Here is a 19,413-nt window from a genome sequence, read left to right as displayed (position 1 = left end):
TCAAGTTGCCCGGACTCGCCGACGCTGGTTGCCGTCTATCCAGCGCCGGTCGTGAAGGCTCACAGGGTTCTCGCCGTTACGAGCGCGATCTTGGCCGCGTTCTTCGCTGATTGAAGTGCTCCCCACGACTAAAGGTCGGGGGATTCCAGCCAGCTCGGGGCTCGCCGTAGCGTGGCCCTGGGCTGCTGTTGCTTGGCGGTTCGCCTTCCGGCCCACACGGTTGCGTGGTTTGCGCGCCCCAACCCGCACACCCGGTCTGGGTTGTGCGTGCTCCGCCCTCCCGGCGGTGAGGATGTTCTTGGCGGCGTTCACGTCGGCGTGTTCGGTGTGGCCGCACGAGGTGCACCGGAAGACCGCTTGGCTCTGGCGGGACTTCCGATCCACCACCGCGCACACGTTGCACGTCTGACTGGTGTACGCCGGGTTGACGATGATCACGTGGGTGCCCGTGTAGCGGGCCTTGCTGCGGGTGGCCAGCTCGATCCGGTGCCAGCCTTTGTCCAGGATGGCCCGGTTCAGGCCGGACTTGGCGGCGGCCCCGTTGGGCAGGAACCCACCCGGCTGTTCGGGGTCTGGCTTGGGTTGGACCCCGGCGGTCATGTTCTTGGTGGCCAGGGCCTCGAACACGATCAGCTCGAAGCTGGTGGCCAGGGTGTGTGCGGCCTTGGCGGCGAAGTCAGCGCGGCGACGCCGTACCTTCGCCAGCGCCTTGCCGAGCTTCGTGGCGACGTGCTTGCGCCGGGCAGAGCCTTTCTGGGTGCGGGCCAGGCGGCGCTGGAGCGTGGCGGCGTGTTCGACTTCCCGGTCGCGGGCGAAGGTCTGGTGGTGGAAGAGCCCGTCAGAGCGGGTGACGACCTTGGCCACACCTCGGTCGATGCCGACCGCGCTGCCCGGGTTGTCGTGCCGCTCGGGCGTGGCCACGCCGTCTTCGACGAGGAAACTGACATGCCATTGCCGGCCATCCCGGCTGACGGTGGCGTTCTTGACCGTGCCGCCGAGCGGGCGGGTGATGCGGAAACGGACCCAGCCGAGCTTGGGGAGTTTCGCCCGCGCCCAGCGCCGATTCAACCGCTCGATGGCGATCTTTCCGCCTTCGGGGAACCGGAACGACGGCCGCGTCTTGGCCTTGGACTTCCAGCGGACCTTCCAGGTCCCGTGCCGGGTACACGCCTGGTCCAGGTCGATGAGCGTCTGCTGCAGGCAGTGGCCGGGCGCCTCGCAAAGCCAGCCGAAGTCCTGCTTGGCCTCGGCGAGCTGGCGGGCCTGCTCGTGGTAGCCGATGAAGGCCCCGCGACGCCGATAGGTGCGCCGCTGCTCCAGGGCGGTGTTCCAGACGCTGCGGCAGGCCCCGCCGATCCGCTCAGCGAACTCGGCCTGCCAAGGCGTGAGGTCCAGGCGATACCTGCGTCCGGTCAGCATCCGCGATCACCGGTTCTTCTGGTTCTCGACGTACCGCTTGACGACATCCAAAGGTGCCCCGCCCACAGTGGCCACGAATTGGTCCACAGCGTCGGAAGCTTGGACTTCAGGGGCGGGAACTCCTGACGCAGCACGCGGGAGGAGCGGCCCTTGATGGCCTTGACCAGCTTGTGGATCCCGAACTGCGGGTCCACCTCGACCAGCAGGTGAACGTGGTCGGGCATGACCTCCAATTCCACCGGCCACGCCCCCTTCTCCGCGATCACCTCGTGGATCAGCTCCTTCAGCCGCGCCTCGATCCGTCCGCCCAGCACCCGCCGGCGGTACTTGGGGCACCACACCATGTGAAAGGCGCACTGGAAGGCGATGTTGCTGTTCGTGCGCAAGGTCACAGCCACACCGATCAATATACAAAGATGATCTATCTACCGCTCAAAGATTCGACAGAAGGGCTTACCCCCATGGCTGAAGCCAGCGGTCCGCGCCCTAGATCTCCGATCGACAACCCCGCCCCATCGGTGGGTCGAACGACCCGCCACCCCATTCACGTCCAGCGGAACCACCGTGGTTTCGCTGGACGCCGCTTCCGGCGGGATCCGATGTGATGTTATCCCGCGCCTGGCCGCCGTCACCGTCTCTTGGCCGCCGTCACCGTCTTGGTTACCGCCGGTGAGGGCATCCAGCCGAAGGCGTGGGGTGTCAGTCGCCCAGGCGGTCGGCCAGCTCCAGCCACTCGCCCTCGATCGTGTCCTTCTGGGCGATGATCTCGCGCAGTTGAGCGTCGAGTGAGCCGAGCTTGGCGTAGTCGCTGGCCGCTTCCGCCATGGCGGTGTGGAGGCGGGCCTCCTGGCCGGTCAGCTTGTCGAGCTGGCGCTCGAGGCGGTTGAGCTCCTTGCGGAGTTCGCGTTCTTCCTTGGCCGACAGCCCGCCCTTGGCCTGGTCGGTCGGGGACGTATCCGCTGCGGAGCCGCCGGCCGGCAACGCCGTGGAGCCGCCCGTACCTGGGGAACCCAGGTCACCGGGACGGCCGGACGTCGCGCCGCCGGGGCGACCAGACCCGGCGGCACCGGGACGGCCCGATGTGGCGCCGGCGAGGCGGCCGAACACGGCGTCGGCGGGAGAACCGGGCGCAGCGGCACCGGAGCCCGAGGTCGTGGTGGCGAGGCGAGCGGTCAGGGCCGTGCCCGCAGCCCGCCGTTGGAGGTATTCGTCCACCCCGCCGGGCAGCAGCGAGAGCTTGCCGTCGCCCAGCAGCGCCACGCTCCGATCGGTGACCCGCTCCAGGAAGTAGCGGTCGTGGCTCACCAGGATCAGCGTGCCCGGCCAGCCGTCCAGCAGGTCTTCGAGCTCGTTGAGCGTCTCGATGTCGAGGTCGTTGGTGGGCTCGTCGAGCAGCAGGACATTGGGGTCGTCCATGAGGAGCCTGAGCAACTGCAACCGCCGCCGCTCGCCGCCGGACAGGTCGCCGACGACCTTCCACTGCGCCTCGCCCTTGAACCCCAGGCGTTCGAGGAGTTGGGAAGCGGTCCACTCCTTCTTGCCGAGCTGGAGGTACTTGCGTACTTCCTCGACCGACTCCAGCACCCGCCGCGCCGGATCAAGCTCGGACAGCTCCTGCGACAGGTGCGCGAGGCGTACCGTCTTGCCCCTGATCACGCGCCCGGAGTCGGGTTTGACCGTGTCGGCGAGCAACCGCAACACCGACGACTTGCCGGACCCGTTCACCCCGATCAGCCCGATCCGATCCCCCGGGCCGAACTGCCAGGTGAGGTGATCGAGCACCAGCGGCCCGCTGTCCGGCCCGCCGGCGTGCAGGGTGACGTCCTCGAGGTCGTAGACGGTCTTGCCGAGCCGGGCCGCCGCGAACCGCATCAGCTCGACGGTCTCGCGGGCCGGCGGCTCGTTCGCGATCAGGGCCTGGGCGGCGTCGATCCGGAACTTGGGCTTGGACGTGCGGGCGGGCGGGCCGCGGCGCAACCAGGCGATCTCCTTGCGCATGAGGTTCTGACGACGCTCTTCGGCGGCCTGGGCGATCCGCGCCCGCTCTGCCTTGGCGAGCACATAAGCGGCATATCCCCCGTCATACCGCTCGACCCGCCCGTCCACGACCTCCCACGTACGGGTGGACACCGCATCGAGGAACCACCGATCGTGCGTCACGGCCACCAAGGCGCTCTTCCTGGCGGCCAGATGCCCGGCCAGCCACGCGATGGCCTCGATGTCGAGGTGGTTGGTGGGCTCGTCCAGCATGATCAGGTCGTGGTCGTCGATGAGCAGCTGGGCCAGCGCCGTACGCCTGCGTTCGCCGCCGGAGAGATCGGCGGCCTTGGCGTCGAGGTCGAGGTCACCGATGAGGTTCGCGAGGATCTCGCGTAGCCGCTGATCCCCTGCCCACTCGTGCTCGGCCAGCTCGCCGAGGACGATCTCCCGTACGGCGGCGCCCGGGTCGAGCGCATCCTGCTGCGACAGGAACCCGACCCGCAGGCCCCGGGTATGGGTGACCCGACCGCTGTCCGGCCGCACATCTCCGGCGATCACCGACAACAGGGTCGTCTTACCACCCCCGTTGCGGCCGACAACGCCGATGCGTTCCCCGGCCTCCACACCTAGTGAGATGTCGCTGAGGAGCGGCTTGGGCCCGTAAGCATGAGAAACCGACTCAAGATTGACCAGATTCATGGCCTTCCCAGGGTATCGGCGTTTTCCACAACCTCACCCCGGCCAGATCCCATCGTCCACAGAACCACGCTCGGTCCGACGCCACCTCACCCCGCCAAATGATCCTGGCCTCCCCAACCCTTACGGTGCAGGAGGCCAACCATGATCCACCGTTTCGCGTTGCTCTGGCTCACCCTCGGCGGCGGACTCTTCACAACCCTGGCGGCCTTCCCCGACCCCGCCCAAGCCGCGCCCCTCCCGACAGACACCCTCAAGGGCCATATCGCCGCCTCCGCCGCGCTCGACCAGCTGGGCGTCTCCTTCTCCTGGGGCGGAGGGTCCACGAAAGGCCCCACCATCGGCATCGGCAGAGGAGCGACCACCAGAGGCTTCGACTGCAGCGGCCTCACCCTCTACGCCTGGTCCAGAGCGGGCATACGGCTGAGCCACTACACCGGCGCCCAGTTCCGCCAGGGCCGCAGGATCCCCCTGACCGCACGACGCATGGGCGACCTGCTCTTCTTCGGCGGCGGCACCGGCGACCCCACCCACGTGGCCCTGTTCCTGGGAGGGAAGCTCATGATCCACGCCCCCAAGACAGGCGACGTGGTGCGAAAGACCGACTTCCTCAACTCGGCCTACTACCGCTCCAACTTCCGCGGCGCCGTACGCCCCGGCTGACCAGCCTGGTCGGAATCCCGTGACGGGACCGGGGAGGGGGCGCTGACTCGCTGGATCACTCTTTGTTACCGATCAAGATGGGGGCAAATGACCACCAGCTTGACTCTGCGTGTTGTCGGGTCGGCCATCCCGGAGATCATATTTCGAGAACCGCATGTCAGGGCTGCGCGCCCCGATAGCATCGAGTGTCCTTGACCCCGGCAAGTGATGAGAGTGGCAGAAGATCGATGAGTTCGGTGACCGTACGTGTGCCCGCGAAGGTCAACGTGCAGCTTTCTGTGGGCCCGCTCCGGGAAGATGGCTACCACGACCTGGTCAACGTCTTCCACGCAGTGTCGATCTTCGATGAGGTGATGGCTAAAGAGTCCGAGTCGATCACCGTGGCGGTGCACGGGAAGTGGTCCGACCAGGTGCCGGTCGACGACAGTAACTTGGCGATCAGGGCTGCCCGCGCGCTCGCCAAGCATGCGGGGCGCACCTACGGCGCGGATCTGATCATCCAGAAGGCCATCCCCGTGGCGGGCGGGATGGCGGGCGGGAGTGCGGACGCCGCCGGTGCGCTGGTGGCCTGCAACGAGTTGTGGGGGCTGGGGCTGCCGTTCGAAGACCTCATGGAGATCGCCGGAGACCTGGGCAGCGACGTGCCGTTCTCGCTACTCGGCGGCACCGCGGTCGGCACCGGGCGGGGCGAGCAGCTGAGCGAGTTGCCCACGGGCGGCACGTTCCACTGGGTGTTCGCGCTGGCGAACGGCGGTCTTTCCACAGCCACCGTGTACGCCGAATGCGACCGCCTCAGAGAGGCCGCAGCCGCCGATGTCCCGTGGCCGCAACTGGACGACACGCTGATGGAAGCCCTGGGCACGGGCGATGCCTACTCCCTGGGTGCTCACCTGAGCAACGACCTGCAGGCGGCCGCCCTCAACCTCCGCCCCGAACTCGCCCCCACCCTCGACGCGGGGCGCCAGCACGGAGCCCTGGGCGCGATCGTCTCCGGCTCGGGTCCTACCTGCGCGTTCCTGGCCATCGACGCCACCCACGCCCGCGACCTGGCCCAGAGCCTGACCGCCACGGGCGCGGCACACACCACCGTCGCCGCCCACGGCCCCGTCCACGGCGCCACCCTCGTCTAATGCGAAACCCCAACCCATAAGCATCTTGTACGCGGTGCCGTGGTCTGCCACCCGCCGACGCTGGCTCGTCTCTGTCCAGGAAACGGCCGCTGACCGGTCAGTGGCGCGCCACCGTAACGGAGCGCAAGCTTGCCCGACTCCGTGGCCCAACGGTGGCCCGCCTACTGATACTCAGTGAGCGGTTTGTGTTCGGCTATGCGGGCGAAGGATTCGATGTCGAGTTCTTCCCCTCGGGCCGAAGGGTTCACCCCGGCGCCCCGGAGTATGATCTCCGCTTGGGCGGGGCTTCCAGCCCAGGGTGACAAGGCTGCGCGCAGGGTTTTGCGGCGTTGGGCGAAGGCGGCGTCCACCACGGCGAAGACCTCGCTGCGTGTGGCCGTGGTGGCTGGTGGTTCGCGGCGGATCAAAGAGACGAGGCCGGAATCGACGTTGGGCACGGGCCAGAAGACGGTACGGCCCACCGGGCCCGCCCGGCGTACGTCGGCGTACCAGGCCGCCTTGACCGAGGGAATCCCGTACACCTTCGAGCCTGGACCGGCGGCGAGGCGGTCGGCCACCTCGGACTGCACCATGACCAGGCCCTTGCGCAGCGACGGCAGGACCTCCAGGAGGTGGAGGAGCACCGGGACGGCCACGTTGTAGGGGAGGTTGGCGACCAGGGCCGTGGGGGTGAGGCCGGACAGGTCGTCGGGAGTGATCTTCATGGCGTCGGCGTTCACGACCGTGAGGTTGTCGTGCCCATCGTGATCCGCCACGGTGATGGGGAGTTGGGTCGCCAGGGCCGGGTCGATCTCTACGGCCACCACGTGTGCGGCCGATGGCAGGAGGGCCAGGGTGAGCGAGCCCAGGCCCGGACCTACCTCGATGACCACGTCATTTGGTGACAAATCGGCCACACGGACGATGCGCCGGACGGTTCCCGCGTCGATCACGAAGTTCTGGCCTAGCTTTTTTGTGGGACGAAGATCTAGCTTGTTCGCCAAAATACGTATTTCTGCAGGGCCCAACAGGCTCATCATCCAACCAGTCTCCCGCATCGAAGAACCTGCGATGGCGGATGGGGAGACCAAAGGAGAGGATGGCGTGGAACAGGAAGGAACGTCCCTCATGGAGCCAACGGGCGCCGCGCCGCTCCGCCCGACGGACTTGCGGGAAATCGGGCCGTACCGGCTGCTTGGGCGGCTCGGCGAGGGCGGGATGGGAACCGTGTTCCTCGCACGGGCGCCGACGGGGCGGTTCGTCGCGCTCAAGGTGGTCAAGGCGGAGTTCGCCAACCAGGAGGGGTTCGCGGTCAGGTTCCATGCGGAGGTCGAGAACGCTCGCCGGGTGGCGTCGTTCTGCACGGCTCAGGTGCTGGACAACGGCAACACCGGTGACGGGCGACCGTACATGGTGACCGAGTACATCGCGGGCACCCCGCTGTCGGACCAGATTGCGAAATATGGGGCTCTGGAGCCAGGGCCGCTGCACGGCGTCGCACTGGGAGTCGCGGCGGCGCTGGCGGCGATCCACGTGGCCGGGCTGGTACATAGAGACTTGAAGCCGGCGAACGTGATCCTCTCGCTGTCCGGGCCGCGGGTGATCGACTTCGGGATCGCCAGGGCGCTCGACAGGGAGACCGGGTTCACGCTCTCCGGCGAGTTGCTGGGGAGTCCCGGCTGGTGGGCACCCGAGCAGGTACGCGGTCAGGCCGTCAGCCCGGCGGCCGACATCTTCGCCTGGGGCTGCCTGATCGCGTACGCGGGCAACGGGCGTCACCCGTTCGGGCGTGGCGACCCCATCACACTGGCCACGCGCGTACTGAACAACCCTCCCGAGCTGGGTGCGCTGCCCGCGCCGCTCAACGAGCTGGTACGGCGGGCCACTGCGATGGAGCCGCACCTGCGCCCGACCGCGCAGGAGCTGCTGATCGCCCTGGTGGGAGGCAGTACGCCCGCGCTCGCGGTCGATCCGCCGACCCTGGTGGCGACCGAGATGCTCAGCGACTGGCAGCCGCCGCAGAACGTCGTGGACGAGCCGGACATCACGGCCACGTTCACGACACCGCCACCGAGGGACGCGACCGGTAGAAATGCGACCGGTGGTGATGCGGCTGGTAAGGACGCGGTTGGCGGGGAATCGGCTGGTAGGGACGCGGTCGGCAGGGCGCCGAGCATGCCGGGTAACGCCGGTCCTGGCAACGTTCCCAGCGTTCCGGGTGCCACCGGTACTCCGGGTACTCCCGGTGCCCCCAGTGCGCCGGGTGCGGCCCGTCAGAGTCAGCCCTCCGTTGAAGAGCTGGCACGGAGGGAAGAGCAGGCGGCCAAGGAAGAGCTGGCTCGCTGGGAAGCCCAGAACCAGGCTCAGGCTCCGTTGCGGGAGCAGGAGCGGGCGCGTGGGTTGTTGCGGCGGAGCCGGCCGCGCGAGACCGTCCGGCCCGAGGAGCAGCAGACGCGGCTGCCGCAAGGAGGCTCGTTAGGGACCGAGACCCAGCCGGGTGAGCGGTCCGTCGTGGGCGCCCCGCCCGGCGACGAGCCCGACACCATCGGCGGGTCGAGGACGACCGGCACCCGGTGGCTCATCGCCGCCGCGGCCGCCGTGCTGGCGATCGTGGTGACGGCGGGCGTACTGATCGTCACCTCCAGCCGCAACACGACCACCACGGTCACTCCGTCCCAGACCGCCACCACGGCCGGGCCCAACGACGTGGGCCGCAGGTTCGCGCTGGGCGCGAACTTCGACGATCCCATCGCGATCGTCGCGACGGCTCCCGAGTGCGGGCTGAAGGAGTACGAGGGCCAAACCGCGACCCAGGGCCAGCTCTGCGTGATCCGGTGGACCATGATCAACCCAGGTGGCGAGCGCAGGCTGCTGATCCAGCCCGTGGTCACCATGGTCGACGACAGGGGCGGGGAGCACGATCCGGCCGCCGTCACCCTGCCCCCGGCCATCCTGCCTGGTGGGCGAGTGGACAGTGCGTTCGTGTTCGACCTGGCCGCGTACCGGAAACCCGTGAAGATGACGGCGACCATGCTCGAGAACGGCAAGCAGATCGAGGTCGGGCTGTGATGATCCGATCTACCCTCATCGCGCTGCTGATCGCCGCGGGAGCTCCGCTGCTCTCCACCGGCACCGGGACCGCTGCCGGGACCGGCGGCGTGGCGGCGTGTGCGGGAGCCGCTGACTTCGATGGTGACGGCGTGGACGACGTGGCCGTGGGCGATCCGTTCGCGGACGACCAGAAGGGGTCGCTACACGTGCTGTCCGGCGACAAGGTCGTCCCCGTCACCGTCCCGGACCTCGCCAGGGGCGACGCCTTCGGCTGGTCGGTACGGCTGGCGAAGGTCGACGCCGACGCCTGTGCCGACCTCGTGATCGGCGCCCCGTACGCGGACGTGGACGGCACCGAGGACGCCGGGGCCGCCTACGTGGTCTACGGCGGCGGCACCAAGCCTCCACAGCGCCTGACCGCCGCCCAGCCGCAGCGGTTCGCGCACTTCGGCTGGTCGCTGGCGGCGCGGGGAGACCTGGTGGCGATCGGCGCGCCGTACGAGGACGAGGGCTCGCTCCTGGACGTGGGCGCCATCTACGTGCGCAAGGGCACGGCGCCGCTGCGCAGGATCAGCCAGGAATCCGTCGACGTACGGGGCAACAGCGAGGTGGGCGACCAGTTCGGCTGGTCGATGGCATTCGGGCCGAAGAACGGGCTGATCGTCGGCGTGCCGTACGAGAACGACGACGGCGCGGGCCGGCAGGTCGAGGCCGGCAAGATCGATTCGGGCTGTGTCGTCTTCATCGACGATGTGCTGGCGGCCGAGCTCACGACGTTGAAGCTGGACTCGCCGACCGACACCTCCGGTGACCGGTACGGCTACGCCGTGGCGTACGCGGAAGGCTCCGGCTACGCGGTGAGTTCGCCGGGACCCGGGTACGTGCAGCTGCTGGACCCGAACAGGAAGCCCACGCGGAGGGTGACGCAGGGGGGCAAGCAGGCGTTCGGGTTCTCGCTGGCCGCGTCGGTGGACGGCAGGCTGGCCATCGGCGCACCCTACGGTGGCGGTGTCCGGATCGTCTCCTGGAAGGACGCCAACGAGGACAGGAGATTACCGTCGGCCGACGGGCTGTTCGGCTGGTCGGTGGCCTTCAGCGGCAACAAGCTCTTCGTGGGGCAGCCGGACGCGCAGCCGTACGGGCGGGTAGCGGTCGCCGCGCGGAACTCCGGCTCCCTCCAACCGCTCCAGCCGCCCAAGGGCGCCGACTTCGGAGTGTCGGTGTCCGGCTGAGCACCCTGGCCGGACGGCTGCCCGCCGCCGTCGGGCGAGCGGCCGTCGGGCGAGCGGCCGTCGAGCGAGCGGCCGTCGAGCGAGCGGCCGTCGAGCGAGCGGCCGTCGAGCGAGCGGCCGCCCGGCGAGTGGCCGGACGAAAGCGGGCGAAAGGCCGGTCAGGGGTTCTGGCCGGCCAGTTGCGGGGGGCTCTCGTTGAACAGGTGCGCGCCGCAACTGGGCCACTGGCTGTGCCACTTGCCGCCCACCTGCTGGTACAGGAGCTGCGCCCGGTACGTCTGCTCTTCCTCCGGCCAGCTGCTGGGCAGTCCCATGCCGCCCACGGCCTCCCACACGGGCAGGCTGAACTGGTACATCCCGTAGTAGGGCCCGTCCGGGTTGTACGCGTCCGGGTCGCTGTGCGACTCGCAGTCCGCCAGCGCCTGCCAGTTGAGCCGCAGGACGGGCTGCTCGATCACTACGGTACGCGGCGGCGTGACCGTGATGACCGTCCCGTCCTTCGGGAAGCTGCCGAGCGGCGGGGTCACCTGGTAGCCGCGGCCCAGCGAGATGCGCTTCTGCCTGAGCACCTCGCGTACCGTCCTGGCGGTGGTACGCGAGGTGAGCCGGGAGGTGCCGGCGACCACGTAGACCTTCCGCCTGGTGTACACCGTGATGGCCATCCCCTCCAGCGGCACCGCGTCGTCAGGCGGCGCGGAGAGCCGGCCGGCCGCCGGGGCGATGTCGAGCTCGGCCAGGGCGTCGCCCACGTTCGTGGCGGTGACCAGGTGCGTGGAGGTGCGGCCGTCCAGGGTCAGGGTGAGCGGGCGGGCGCGGCGTACCTCGATCGTGGAGCCGTCGGAGACGGCCTCCTGGGCGGCCGGGCGTACGACGTCGCCGAACCCCATCGAGACCCCGGCGTCGCCGAGCACCCCGTCCACGGTCCCCGCGAAGCTGCGGACCGCCACCGGCTTGCCGTCGACGACCACGACAACCTCTTTGACCAGGAACGACACCGCCACGACCGCGCCGATGGCCACCACACCCGCCAGGCACACCACGGGCGTCCACGGGGAACCCCACGGGATCGGCGGCCTGGGCGCACGCCTCTTGCCTCGCACGAACCACCTCCGGTAGCTGGCTGTGATCGCCCGAACGCTAGCGGCGACGGCACGCCCGCATCCACCGGTTCACCAAAAGATGGTCACCACTCGCCGAAGACTGTGACTCCGTTGGCGCTGATCGCCTCGCACAACTCGTCCGGATGGACCTTTTTGACCTCGGCCAGGCAACGCAGAGTGAGCGGGATGAGATAGGGGGCGTTGGGTTTGCCCCGGTACGGGACCGGCGGAAGGTAGGGGGCGTCGGTCTCGACCAGCATGAGCTCCATGGGCGCCACTTCGGCCGCCTCGCGGAGGTAGGCGGCGTTCTTGTAGGTAACGGGCCCTGAGAAAGACATGAAATATCCGGCTTCGACGCACTTTTTGGCCATTTCGGCGTCGCCCGAGAAGCTGTGGAACACCACCTTCCCGGGCGCGCCTTCCTCGGCCAGCACCTTCAGCACGTCGTCGTGCGCGTCCCGGTCGTGGATGACCAGCGCCTTGCCGGTGCGCTTGGCGATCTCGATGTGGGCGCGGAAGCTCGCGTGCTGGTCGTCCCTGCTCGCCCAGTCGCGGTAGTAGTCGAGCCCGGTCTCCCCCACCGCGCGCACGTCTCGTTGCCCCGCCAGCGCCTCGATCTCGGCCAACGCCTCGGGGGTGGCCTCGTGAGCCTCGTTGGGGTGGATGGCCACCCCGGCGTACACGCCTTCCTGGTCTGCCGCCACCTCCGCGCCCCACCGCGAGGACGTCAGGTCGTAGCCGATCGTGACCAGCCTGGTCACGCCGACCGCGCGGGCGTCCTCGAGGATGCTCCGCACGCTGGCCGTGGCCGCCTGCGCCGCCTGCGCCACGGAGTCGCCGGACGACGCCTGCCTGTTGCCGACCATGATGTCGAGATGACAGTGGCTGTCGAACACAGGCGTGGAAAGCGGCTCGGGCGCGGCGGGCGGCTTGCTCACGACGTCACTTCTCCAGCCGGGCCAGCTCCTCGTCCACGACCTTCGGATCGAGCTTCTTGAACAGCGGCACGGGCGGCGCGAGCGGCGTGCCCGGCTTGATCGGCCGGTGCTCCCAGCGGGCCGCCCCGTCGTAGTCGCCGGTGATCACCGGGTACGGCGTGCCGCCGTCCTCGTCGACGTCGCGCATCTCCGGCATCCCGGACCACACGCCCTCGCCGCCCAGCATGGCGAACACCTTGTTGGACGAGCTGGGCAGGAACGGCGTGAGCATCGTCTTGGCGTCGTCGACCACCTGGAGCGCGACGTGCAGGATCGACTTCTGCCGCGCCGGGTCGTCCTTGAGCTTCCACGGCTCCTGCTCGGCCAGGTATTTGTTGGCCTCGCGGACCACGTCGAACGCCTCGGTGATGGCGTTCTTGAACCTGGACCTGGCCAGCTCCGCGCCCACCGGCGCGAACGTGCCCCGTGAGCGCTCCAGCAGGGCCCGGTCGGCGTCGGTCAGGTCGCCGGGCTCCGGAATGGTCCCGAAGTTCTTCGCCGCCATCGAGATCGACCGGTTGACCAGGTTGCCCCAGGCCGCGACCAGCTCGCCGTTGTTGCGGTTGACGAACTCCTGCCAGGTGAAGTCGGTGTCCTGATTTTCCGGACCTGCCACCGCGATGTAGTAGCGCAGCGCGTCGGCGTCGTAACGCGCCAGGAAGTCGCGCACGTAAATAACCACTTGCCGCGACGAGGAGAACTTCTTGCCCTCCATCGTCAGGAACTCGCTCGAGACCACCTCGGACGGCACGTTCAACGCTCCGAGCGAGCCCGCGGAGCCGCCGCGGTCACCCTGCCCGCTGTAGCCGAGCAACATCGCCGGCCAGATCTCGGCGTGGAAGACGATGTTGTCCTTGCCCATGAAGTAGTAGCCGCGCGCGTCGGGGTTCTGCCACCACGCCCGCCATGCGTCGGGGTCGCCGGAGCGCCTGGCCCACTCGATGGAGGCCGACAGGTAGCCGATCACCGCGTCGAACCACACGTAAAGCCGCTTGTTGGGCTGGTCGCGCCAGCCGTCGAGCGGGATCGGCACGCCCCAGTCGAGGTCGCGGCTGATCGCCCGCGGCTGCAGGTCGCCGAGCAGGTTGAGCGCGAACTTGAGCACGTTGGGCCGCCACTCGCCCTGCTTGGACTGCAGGTAGGAGCCCAGCACCTCGGCGAAGGCGGGCAGGTCGAGCATGAAGTGCTCGGTCTCGGCGAACACCGGGGTCTCGCCGTTGATGCGGCTCTTCGGGTTGATCAGCTGGATCGGGTCGAGCTGGTTGCCGCAGTTGTCGCACTGGTCGCCGCGCGCGCCGTCGTAGCCGCAGATGGGGCAGGTGCCCTCGATGTAGCGGTCGGGCAGCGTACGGCCGGTGGAGGGCGAGATCGCGCCCATCGTGGTCTTGGGGAAGATGTAGCCGTTGTCGTAGAGACCCTTGAAGATCTCCTGGGTGACGGCGTAGTGGTTGTTCGTCGTGGTCCTGGTGAACAGGTCGTAGGACAGGCCGAGGCCGGTGAGGTCTTCGGCGATCACCCGGTTGTAGCGGTCGGCCAGCTCCCTGGCGCTCACGCCCTCCGTGTCGGCCTGCACCTGGATGGGCGTGCCGTGCTCGTCGGTGCCGGACACCATCAGCACCTTGTTGCCCGCCATCCGCTGGTAGCGGCTGAAGACGTCGGACGGCACGCCGAACCCTGAGACGTGCCCGATGTGGCGGGGGCCGTTAGCGTACGGCCACGCAACGGCGGTCAAGATGTGCTGAGACATGACCCTAAGCCTATCTGCGCGGCCCCTGTCAAAAGCCAAACCTCGATCTTTTACGCGGTGCCGTGGTTCGCCACCCGCCGACAGCGGCCGTTTCCCTGGAAGGTCGCGAGCCGGCGTCGGCGGGTGGCCGACCCCGGCACCGCGTAACAGAAAATGTTTATCGCTTTGATTCTTCTAGTGAAACCACCTCGGCGGCTTCTTCGGCTGCCTTGGCGGCGACGTCGATGGAGCTTTCGCGGGTGCGGCGGATGCCCAGGATGCTGATGAACAGCGAGGCGAAGATCGTCTGGAAGCTCACGATCAGCGCCGTCGCGGACGGCACCACGATGCGGAGCGACTCGCGCGGGTCGAGTTCGCCGAAGCTGCGCACCTGCCAGTGCACCAGCGACATCACCAGGCCGATGAGACCGGCCAGCGCCAGCAGCCCACCCACGACCAGACCCTTCTCCAGGGTCACGATGTCGATGATCTTACGGATGCGCGGCGACTCCGGCAGGAACCCCTCCTCGGCCGCGTAGACCTTCGTGAACAGCGCGAACAACGCCGCCTGGAACCCGATCACCACCAGCGCGGACGACCCGACCAGGGTGTCGACGTCGAAGGCCAGCTCCCCGATCTCCACCGGCCCGAACGTCAGCGCGGTCCCCGCGGCCAGCCCGAGCACCATCATGAGCACGCCGGGGTAGAAGAACAGCCACTTCGGGCTGTAGAGGAGCAGGAAGCGCAGGTGGCGCCAGCCGTCGCGCCACGAGCGCAGGTGCGGCGGGCGGGAGCGGCCGTCGGGCGAGAGCGTCGTGGGCACCTCGCGCACGTCCAGGCCCGACAGCGTCGAGCGGACCACCATCTCCGAGGCGAACTCCATGCCACCCGTCTGCAGTTGCAGCCCCAGGATCGACTCGCGCCTGAAACCGCGCAGCCCGCAGTGGAAGTCACCGATCGCCGACGGGAAGAACAACCGCCCCACGAACGACAACACCGGATTGCCCAGATAACGGTGCAGCGGCGGCATGGCGCCGGGGGCGATGCCGCCCTTGAAGCGGTTGCCCATCACCAGGTCGGCGCCGTCGCGCAACTGCTCGACGAACGGCAGCAGCGCGGTGAAGTCGTAGGAGTCGTCAGCGTCGCCCATGATGACGTATTTGCCGCGCGCCGCCCTGATCCCGCCCATGAGGGCGTTTCCGTAGCCCTTCTCGTCGACGTGGACCACGCGGGCTCCGGCGTCCCGGGCGAGCTGTTGCGAGCCGTCCGTGCTGCCGTTGTCGGCGATCAGGACCTCGCCCTCGATGCCGTGCTCCGCCATGCACGCCAGTGCTTTGCGCACACAGACTTCCACGGTCTCCGCCTCGTTGAGGCAGGGCATGACCACCGTCAGTTCCACGTGTCTACCCTTCAGTTAAGGCTCTTCCAGTCCACCATCATGCCCTGTCCCGAACACACTCGGGTCAAGACCCAAAAACGACTGGCATTCTTTACAGCATGGTGAGCGTCGCGGAGATTACCCCTGTGGACCACTCCGCTCCTGGCCGGGCAGCCCGTGCGCTGTCCATGTTGCGCCGTCATCGAGTGTTCGCCGCTGCCTTCGGCGTGGGCGCCGTGCTGCGGCTCATGACCATGCTCGGCTACGGCCCGGCCATGTGGTTCAACGACTCCTACGAGTACGTCTCGGTGGCGTTGCACCCGAGGCCGCACCCGATCAGGCCCGACGGCTACAGCTTCTGGCTGATGCTGCTCAAGCCGTTCCACAGCTTCACGCTGGTGATGTTCACACAGCATCTGATGGGACTGGCCACGGCCGCGCTGATCTACGCGTTGCTGCGGATCAAGTTCAGGCTGCCGAAGTGGGGCGCCACGCTGGCGGCGGCGCCGGTGCTGTTCGACGCCTACCAGATTCAGCTCGAGCAGATGGTGATGTCCGACACCATGTTCACGCTGCTCGTGGTGGGCGTGGTCACGCTGGTGTTGTGGAAGCGGCGGTTGTCGTGGAAGGCGGGCGCGGTCATCGGCCTGCTGCTGGCGATGACGTGGTTGACGCGTTCGATCGGCCTGCCGATCCTGGCCCTCGTCGTGCTCTACCTGCTGGTCAAGCGGACGGGCTGGCGCCCGATCGCCGCCGTCATCACGGCCTGCGCGGTGCCGGTGATGGTGTACATGGGGTGGTTCGCCTCCGCGTACGGGAAGTTCGCGATGACCAACAGCGACGGCCTCATCCTGTACATGCGCACGGCCATCTTCGCCGACTGCAACAAGATGGACATCGACAAGTACAAAGAGGTCCAGCTCCTGCTGCTGTGCATCAACGACCCGGTCAGCCAGCGCAAGGACTACGCGCAGTGGTACCTGTGGGGTCAGGGCAACGGCGACGGCACGGGCACCGGCGAGGTGCTGCACCGGTGGGGCATCAACAAGAAGTGGAGCGAGATCACCAACGACGCCGCCAGCAAGTTCGCCACGCGGGCGATCCTGTCGCAGCCCGGCGACTACCTGAGCGTGGTCGCGCGTGACTTCTTCCGCTCGTTCAACTGGTCACGGCCGCTGTTCCCGGACCCGTCGACGTACAACATGTACGAGTTCAAGCCCTACGTCGAGCTCGACGACAACGGCCAGCCCAAGCGCCTGCCGAAGTGGTCGTCCTACCAGGGCGGCCGGACCGACACCGACGCGTTCAGCTACGAGCAGGGCCCGCCCGAGACCCGGATCGTGCATCCATGGGCCGACATCATGAGCGGCTACCAGAAGGTGTTCTATCTGCGCGGCATCATGCTCGGCGGCATCCTGCTGATCGGCCTGTACGGCGTCGCCGTCCGGTGGCGCAAGTTCGGCGGCCCGGTGGTGCTGCCGTGGCTGGGCGCGGTCGGGCTGCTGCTGGCCCCCGCGGCGACGGCCGAGTTCGACTACCGGTACGTCCTTCCGGCCGTCCCCCTGGCCTGCATCGCCGCGGCGATCACGCTGCGCCGCGGGGTCACTTGGGCGCGGCGGTCACCCAGGAGCGCAGCAAAATCCGCGCCCACCACTCTGCGTGTGTGATCGTCTCGGCGGTCAGCACCGGATAGAGCCACCAGAAGTTGATCAGCACGACGAGCGCGAACGCCCCCACCGCCGCGGCCCCGGTCGCCCGCCGGGCCGGCGGGGCGTCCTCCTTGCCCAGGGCCAGCCCCGCCATCAGCACGACCGCCAGCACCATGAACGGCACCACGGGGATCATGTAGAACAGGTACATCGTCCGGTTGTCGGCGATGGCGTAGTAGAACCACGGCAACCAGCCGGCCGCGAATCCCAGCAGGGTCGCCCCCGCCCGCCAGTCGCGCGTGGCCACGTACCACGCGATGAGGCCGATCAGCGCGAGCGCGGCGCCGTACCAGAGGGCGGGGGTGCCGACCCCGAGCACGGCCTGCGAGCACTTGTCGGCCCCGCACGCCGACGGCGGCAGGTTCGCCGAATCGTAGAAGGAGACCTGCCGTAACAGCAGCGGCCACTGCCAGGGCTCCGACATGTACTGGTGGTAGGCGTCCAGGCCGCTGTGATAGCCGAGCACCTGCCACTGGTACTGCAGCCACGACCGCACCGAGTCGATCACGAAGAACACCGGCCCCGACGAGGTGGCCTGCTCCCAGTTGCGCCCCCACCCGCCGGCGGTGACGAACCACCCGGTCCAGGTGGCCACGAACGTCGCGGCGGGCACGACCGCCATCGCCGCGAACGCGCCGGGCACGTCGTACGACCACGCCCCCCGGTACGGCTCCCGCAGCCCCAATGCCCGCCTGGCCCCCATGTCCCACAACACGGTCATGGCCATGAACGCGATCAGGAAGAAGACCCCCGACCACTTCACCGCGCACGCGGCCCCCAGGCAGAGCCCGGCGGCCACCCGCCACGGACGTAACCCCAGCCGCGGCCCGAGCCCGGTGATGGGCGAGCTCGCGTACCAGTCGACGAGCCGCCGCCGTGCCCAGTCCCGGTCGGCCACCACGCACGCGAATCCGGCCAGCACCCAGAACATCAGGAAGATGTCCAGCAGCGCCGTGCGCGACAACACCAGGTGCAGCCCGTCGAGCGCCAGCAGCAGCCCCGCGAGGCACCCCAGCAGGGTCGAACGCGTCATCCTGCGCGCCACCCTGGCCATGATCAGGATGGACAGCGTGCCCACCAAGGCCGCCGCGAAGCGCCAGCCGAACGGGTTGAGCCCGAACAACCACTCGCCCACGCCGATCATCCACTTGCCCAGCGGCGGGTGGGCCACGAAGGAGGCGCAGTCGGAGGGTTGCGGGCACTGCTTGAAGATGTCCAGGTTGCCGGCGATGAGGCGCTGGTCGGCGATGGGGTTCTTGGCGTCGCCGAGCATGGTCCGCTCCACGCCGTGCCTGAGCAGCGAGTACGCGTCCTTGGCGTAGTACGTCTCGTCGAAGACGACGGCCTTGGGCTCACCGAGCCGGACGAAGCGCAGTATCCCGCCGAAGAGCGCCACCAGGAGCGGCCCGGCCCAGCCCACCAGCGCGGTCCCCTGGATCGGCGGGACCAGCCGCTGCGGGGAAACCCCCCAGTTCCTCACGTTGCGCACTATAGGCGTTTGTGAACCAGGTCATACAACTCTCGTTTGGGGATCCCCGCCCCCTTGGCCACGTCGGCGATGGCGAGCTTGCGCTGCGTGCCCTCGGCGACCCTGCGGTCCACCTCGGCGACCAGCGCGTCCAGGTCCTGCTCCACGTCCGAGGCCACGTGCCCCGCGACGACGACCGTGATCTCGCCCTTGACGCCTCCGGCGGCCCACTCGGCCAGCTCGCCGAGCCCGCCCCGCCGTACCTCCTCGTACGTCTTGGTCAGCTCCCGGCACACCGCGGCCTGCCGGTCGGGACCGAACGCCGCCGCCATGGCCTCCAGGGAGCTCGCCAGCCGGTGCGGCGCCTCGAAGAAGACCATCGTGCGCTCCTCGGCCGCCAGCGCGGTCAGGCGGCGGGCCCGGTCGCCGGGCTTGCGCGGCGGGAACCCCTCGAAGCAGAACCGGTCGCTGGCCAGCCCCGACACCGCCAGGGCGGTGGTGACGGCGCTCGGCCCCGGCAACGCGGTGACCGTGATGCCCGCATCGACCGCCAGGCGCGTCAGGCGGTAGCCGGGGTCGGACACGCCCGGCATGCCCGCATCCGTGATCACCACCACCGTGCGGCCCTGTTTGAGCGCCTCGACCAGCTCCTGGGCCCGGCCCGCCTCGTTCTGGTCGTAGTAGGACACCACCCGGCCCGCGATCTCCACGCCCAGCTCGCCGGCGAGCCTGCGCAGCCGTCTCGTGTCCTCCGCGGCCACCACGTCGGCGCTCTGGAGCACCTCGCGCAGCCGGGGCGAGACGTCACCCGCCTGGCCTATGGGCGCCCCTGCCAGCACCAACCTGCCGTTCCCAGTCACCTGGCCATTGTGTCAGGGCATCCCAATTAGACCGTGTTTCTACCT

Annotated in this window: 14 protein-coding genes and 1 pseudogene; 5 read left to right on the top strand and 10 right to left on the bottom strand. The window is 68.8% G+C overall.

Annotated features, from left to right (window positions below; translation table 11 throughout):
• From ACFLIM_RS11555 to ACFLIM_RS11545, 3 genes and pseudogenes are all read right to left on the bottom strand, one after another.
• Entirely contained in the window at positions 1 to 1,419 is a 1,419-nt protein-coding gene (locus ACFLIM_RS11555; RefSeq protein WP_393164501.1) for an RNA-guided endonuclease InsQ/TnpB family protein, read from the bottom strand.
• A 6-nt stretch (positions 1,420 to 1,425) separates the two neighbouring features.
• Positions 1,426 to 1,817: pseudogene (tnpA, locus tag ACFLIM_RS11550) on the bottom strand (IS200/IS605 family transposase).
• Between the two features lie 301 nt (positions 1,818 to 2,118).
• Positions 2,119 to 4,098: an ABC-F family ATP-binding cassette domain-containing protein gene (locus tag ACFLIM_RS11545; protein WP_393164500.1), complete on the bottom strand. Its 1,980-nt coding sequence runs from the start codon at positions 4,096 to 4,098 to the stop codon at positions 2,119 to 2,121.
• A 141-nt stretch (positions 4,099 to 4,239) separates the two neighbouring features.
• Between ACFLIM_RS11545 and ACFLIM_RS11540 the strand changes: the two genes are divergently transcribed.
• Both ACFLIM_RS11540 and ACFLIM_RS11535 read left to right on the top strand, forming a co-directional pair.
• A complete protein-coding gene (locus ACFLIM_RS11540) occupies positions 4,240 to 4,758 on the top strand; it encodes an NlpC/P60 family protein (RefSeq protein WP_393164499.1) in 519 nt (172 codons plus the stop codon).
• Between the two features lie 227 nt (positions 4,759 to 4,985).
• Complete coding sequence (locus tag ACFLIM_RS11535; RefSeq protein WP_393164498.1) at positions 4,986 to 5,888, top strand: 4-(cytidine 5'-diphospho)-2-C-methyl-D-erythritol kinase; 903 nt, start codon at positions 4,986 to 4,988, stop codon at positions 5,886 to 5,888.
• 161 nt (positions 5,889 to 6,049) lie between these two features.
• Here ACFLIM_RS11535 and rsmA read toward each other — a convergent pair whose 3' ends face one another.
• The gene (gene rsmA, locus ACFLIM_RS11530) at positions 6,050 to 6,925 is read right to left on the bottom strand and encodes a 16S rRNA (adenine(1518)-N(6)/adenine(1519)-N(6))-dimethyltransferase RsmA (protein WP_393164827.1); all 876 of its coding nucleotides are present in this window, start codon (positions 6,923 to 6,925) and stop codon (positions 6,050 to 6,052) included.
• Between the two features lie 46 nt (positions 6,926 to 6,971).
• Here rsmA and ACFLIM_RS11525 point away from each other — a divergent pair, with 46 nt between their 5' ends.
• Positions 6,972 to 8,936, top strand: coding sequence for a serine/threonine-protein kinase (locus tag ACFLIM_RS11525; RefSeq protein ID WP_393164497.1), 1,965 nt, complete (start codon positions 6,972 to 6,974; stop codon positions 8,934 to 8,936).
• Entirely contained in the window at positions 8,936 to 10,150 is a 1,215-nt protein-coding gene (locus ACFLIM_RS11520; protein WP_393164496.1) for a hypothetical protein, read from the top strand. Before ACFLIM_RS11525 ends, ACFLIM_RS11520 begins: the two co-directional genes overlap by 1 nt.
• A 158-nt stretch (positions 10,151 to 10,308) precedes the next feature.
• Here the strand turns inward: ACFLIM_RS11520 and ACFLIM_RS11515 are convergent, their stop codons facing one another.
• The 4 genes from ACFLIM_RS11515 to ACFLIM_RS11500 all read right to left on the bottom strand — a co-directional run bounded on the left by ACFLIM_RS11515 (position 10,309) and on the right by ACFLIM_RS11500 (position 15,352).
• A complete protein-coding gene (locus tag ACFLIM_RS11515) occupies positions 10,309 to 11,250 on the bottom strand; it encodes a ubiquitin-like domain-containing protein (RefSeq protein WP_393164495.1) in 942 nt (313 codons plus the stop codon).
• A gap of 83 nt (positions 11,251 to 11,333) precedes the next feature.
• Positions 11,334 to 12,188, bottom strand: coding sequence for a TatD family hydrolase (locus tag ACFLIM_RS11510; RefSeq protein ID WP_393164494.1), 855 nt, complete (start codon positions 12,186 to 12,188; stop codon positions 11,334 to 11,336).
• Between the two features lie 4 nt (positions 12,189 to 12,192).
• Entirely contained in the window at positions 12,193 to 13,974 is a 1,782-nt protein-coding gene (gene metG / locus ACFLIM_RS11505) for a methionine--tRNA ligase (protein ID WP_393164493.1), read from the bottom strand.
• Between the two features lie 157 nt (positions 13,975 to 14,131).
• Positions 14,132 to 15,352, bottom strand: a complete 1,221-nt coding sequence (locus ACFLIM_RS11500) for a glycosyltransferase family 2 protein (RefSeq protein WP_393164492.1) — start codon at positions 15,350 to 15,352, stop codon at positions 14,132 to 14,134.
• A gap of 98 nt (positions 15,353 to 15,450) precedes the next feature.
• On the opposite strand from ACFLIM_RS11500, the gene ACFLIM_RS11495 reads away from it, so the two are divergent.
• Positions 15,451 to 16,998: a hypothetical protein gene (locus ACFLIM_RS11495; RefSeq protein ID WP_393164491.1), complete on the top strand. Its 1,548-nt coding sequence runs from the start codon at positions 15,451 to 15,453 to the stop codon at positions 16,996 to 16,998.
• On the opposite strand, the gene ACFLIM_RS11490 is transcribed toward ACFLIM_RS11495, so the two are convergent.
• Together ACFLIM_RS11490 and rsmI are read right to left on the bottom strand one after the other, a co-directional pair.
• Positions 16,934 to 18,520, bottom strand: a complete 1,587-nt coding sequence (locus ACFLIM_RS11490; RefSeq protein ID WP_393164490.1) for a dolichyl-phosphate-mannose--protein mannosyltransferase — start codon at positions 18,518 to 18,520, stop codon at positions 16,934 to 16,936. The genes ACFLIM_RS11495 and ACFLIM_RS11490 overlap by 65 nt on opposite strands.
• Positions 18,521 to 18,528: 8 nt before the next feature.
• Complete coding sequence (gene rsmI / locus ACFLIM_RS11485) at positions 18,529 to 19,368, bottom strand: 16S rRNA (cytidine(1402)-2'-O)-methyltransferase (RefSeq protein ID WP_393164489.1); 840 nt, start codon at positions 19,366 to 19,368, stop codon at positions 18,529 to 18,531.
• Positions 19,369 to 19,413 lie beyond the last annotated feature (45 nt).

It is taken from the genome of Nonomuraea marmarensis (genome assembly GCF_043197025.1).
In the GTDB taxonomy this organism is placed as follows: Bacteria; Actinomycetota; Actinomycetes; order Streptosporangiales; family Streptosporangiaceae; genus Nonomuraea; species Nonomuraea marmarensis.
The sequence above is the reverse complement of the archived record's forward strand: the minus strand, read 5'-3'. Positions and strand labels throughout refer to the sequence as shown.